This is a genomic window from Halochromatium sp., assembly GCF_054919635.1.
Genome location: NZ_JBUDPI010000414.1, coordinates 1 through 2,996, shown reverse-complemented (window position 1 = coordinate 2,996; position 2,996 = coordinate 1). Strand labels below are relative to the sequence as shown.

3 protein-coding genes are annotated in these 2,996 nt (G+C 64.3%); all 3 read left to right on the top strand.

Annotation, left to right across the window (positions count from 1 at the left end; translation table 11 throughout):
• Positions 1-1,622: urease subunit alpha (gene ureC / locus ACY693_RS17525; RefSeq protein ID WP_462323097.1), on the top strand; the 1,622-nt coding region annotated here is incomplete at its 5' end.
• Positions 1,619-2,197 carry an urease accessory protein UreE gene (gene ureE / locus ACY693_RS17520; RefSeq protein ID WP_462323096.1) on the top strand — a complete coding sequence of 193 codons (579 nt, stop codon included), beginning with the start codon at positions 1,619-1,621 and terminating at the stop codon, positions 2,195-2,197. The genes ureC and ureE, both read left to right, overlap by 4 nt.
• Positions 2,194-2,994: an urease accessory protein UreF gene (locus ACY693_RS17515; RefSeq protein ID WP_462323095.1), complete on the top strand. Its 801-nt coding sequence runs from the start codon at positions 2,194-2,196 to the stop codon at positions 2,992-2,994. Before ureE ends, ACY693_RS17515 begins: the two co-directional genes overlap by 4 nt.
• The last annotated feature ends 2 nt before the right edge of the window (positions 2,995-2,996 follow it).

Here is a 2,996-nt window from a genome sequence, read left to right as displayed (position 1 = left end):
GCGGCCCGTACCCAGGCCATGGCGGCAATCTGCGCGGCGGCAAGGTGGTCCGGGACGGCATGGGGCAATGTCAACGCCAATCCGATGAGGTGATGGATCTGGTCATCACCAATGCGCTGATCCTGGACTTCTGGGGTGTGGTCAAGGCCGATGTCGGCATCAAGAATGGTCGCATCGCCGCGATCGGGCAGGCCGGCAATCCGGATACCCAGCATGGCGTCGATGTGCTGATCGGGCCTGGGACCGAGATCATCGCCGGCGAGGGTCGTATCCTGACCGCCGGCGGGATCGATGCGCATATCCATTTCATCTGTCCACAGCAGGCCGAAGAGGCGCTCGCCTCTGGCGTCACCACCTTGCTCGGGGGCGGCACCGGGCCGGCAGCCGGCAGTTTGGCGACGACCTGTACGCCGGGCCCTTGGAACATCCGCCGCATGCTGCAGGCCGCCGAGGGCCTGCCCGTCAACATCGGCGTACTCGGCAAGGGCAATGGCAGTCAGCCCAATGCGCTCGAGGAGCAGGTGCGCTGTGGTGCCATGGGTCTGAAACTGCATGAGGACTGGGGCACGACGCCGGCCGCGATCGACTGCGCCCTGGGTGTCGCTGAGAAGATGGATGTGCAGGTTGCGATCCATACCGACACCCTGAACGAGTCCGGCTTCGTCGAGGATACCATCGCCGCGTTTAAGGACCGTTGCATCCACACCTACCATACCGAGGGTGCCGGCGGCGGTCATGCGCCGGACATCATCAAGGCCGCTGGCCTGGCCAACGTGCTGCCGTCGTCGACCAATCCGACCCGGCCCTACACGGTGAACACGGTCGACGAGCATCTGGACATGCTGATGGTCTGTCATCATCTCTCGCCCTCAATCCCCGAGGATGTCGCCTTCGCCGAGTCGCGCATCCGCCGAGAGACCATCGCCGCCGAGGATATCCTGCACGATCTCGGCGCCTTCTCGATGATCGCCTCCGACTCGCAAGCCATGGGGCGGGTTGGCGAGGTGATCTGCCGCACCTGGCAGACCGCGCACAAGATGAAGGTGCAGCGAGGCCACCTGGCCGCGCCTGATTGGGCGGGTGAGGTCGATCGGGGCGATAACGATAACTATCGCGCCAAGCGCTATATCGCCAAGTACACCATCAACCCGGCGATCACCCATGGCATCGCCCACGAGGTGGGCTCGATCGAGGTCGGCAAGCTCGCCGACCTGGTGCTCTGGAAGCCGGCTTTCTTCGGTACCAAGCCGAGCCTGATCCTCAAGGGCGGAATGATTGCGATGGCGCCCATGGGTGATCCGAACGGCTCGATTCCAACCCCGCAGCCCGTCCATTATCGGCCCATGTTTGGCGCCTTCGGCGGCGCCCTCAGCGAGACCTGCATGACCTTCATCTCCCAGTGGGGCTTGCAGGCCGGCGAGCCGCAGCGGCTGAACCTGAGGCGGCGTATCGGGGTGGTGCGCGATGTGCGCCAGGTGCGCAAGATCGACATGATCCACAACTTCTGGCAGCCGACGATCGAGGTCGATCCGCAGACCTATGAGGTGCGCGCAAACGGCGAGCTGCTGACCTGTGAGCCGGCCGATGTGCTGCCGATGGCGCAGCGGTATTTTCTGTTTTGAGCGCAGATCCCCCCGCCTTACGGCTAACGCGGCGGATCGAGGCTTCAGACAGGATCGATGGCGTACTATCACTCAGCTTCGAGCAGCGCTCACGCTCGCGCCTGCGTGCGCGGCTCGATGATGGCCGTGAGGTCGGTATCCTGCTGCCACGCGGCGAGAGCTTGCGCGATGGTGATTTGTTAGCCGACGAGCAGGGCCATGTCATCCAGATTCGAGCCGCTGCCGAGCCGGTTTCCTGCGCTGAGGTTGATGACCCCCTACTGCTTGCGCGAGCCGCCTATCATCTTGGCAACCGGCATGTGGCGCTGCAGATCGAGACAGGGCGGCTGTGCTGGCTGCACGATCATGTGCTGGATGCGATGGTAAGCGGGCTCGGGCTGCCGGTGACCGCTGAGCAGGCGCCCTTCGAGCCAGAAGCAGGTGCCTATGGTGGTGCCTCGATCGGGCATAGGGATGGGCACGGGCATAAGCATGGGCATGGGCATGGGCATGGGCATGAGCACGCCCATGAACATGGCAGCGCTGGGCATGGCGAGGGGGGGCAGGTCGTGGTACGGACAGGAGAGCCCGAGTGATCACGTCCAGCGCCGCTGACACACAAAGACGGCTGTTGCGGTTACTCCAGTTGCTCAGTCCGACGCTGCCGGTCGGGGCTTTTGCTTACTCGCAGGGGCTGGAATGGGCGGTGGAAACGGGCTGGATCGACAGCGAATGCACCCTCCAGGACTGGCTTTCGGATCAACTGTCGCATGCCTTGACCTATGTCGATCTTCCGATCCTCCTTCGGATAATGGATGCAGTGACGGCGGATGACACGCAAAGGCTGTCGCTTTGGATCAGCGAGCTCAGGGCACTGCGCGAGACCGCCGAGCTGCGCACAGAGGAGGCAGGCCGCGGGCGGGCGCTGGCTGATCTGCTCGGCTCGCTTGGGCTGTTCGAGGACGGGCCGATCAGCCAGACCTCCTGCGCACAGCCCGCGCGGTCTGGAGCGATTTCCGATTTAGCGCTGATCGCCCCGGACGCCATGGCGCGCGATGCGACCGAGCCAGGATTGCATTGGCGCACACTGATCGCGGGCAGTCAGCTCGCTGGCTTCGCCTTCGCGGCGGCCTCTTGGCACATTGAGCCCGCCGATGCACTGCTCGGCTACGCCTGGTCTTGGGCCGAGAATCTGACCTTGGCCGGTATCAAGCTTGTCCCGCTCGGCCAAACGGCTGGCCAACGCATTCTGCTTCGTCTCACCGAGCAGATCCCCGCCGCAGTCGCGCACGCGCAATCACTCGACGACGCCGACATCGGCGCTAGCACGCCAGCCATGGCCATCGCCAGCAGCCGACACGAAACCCAGTACACGCGACTCTATCGTTCATGATC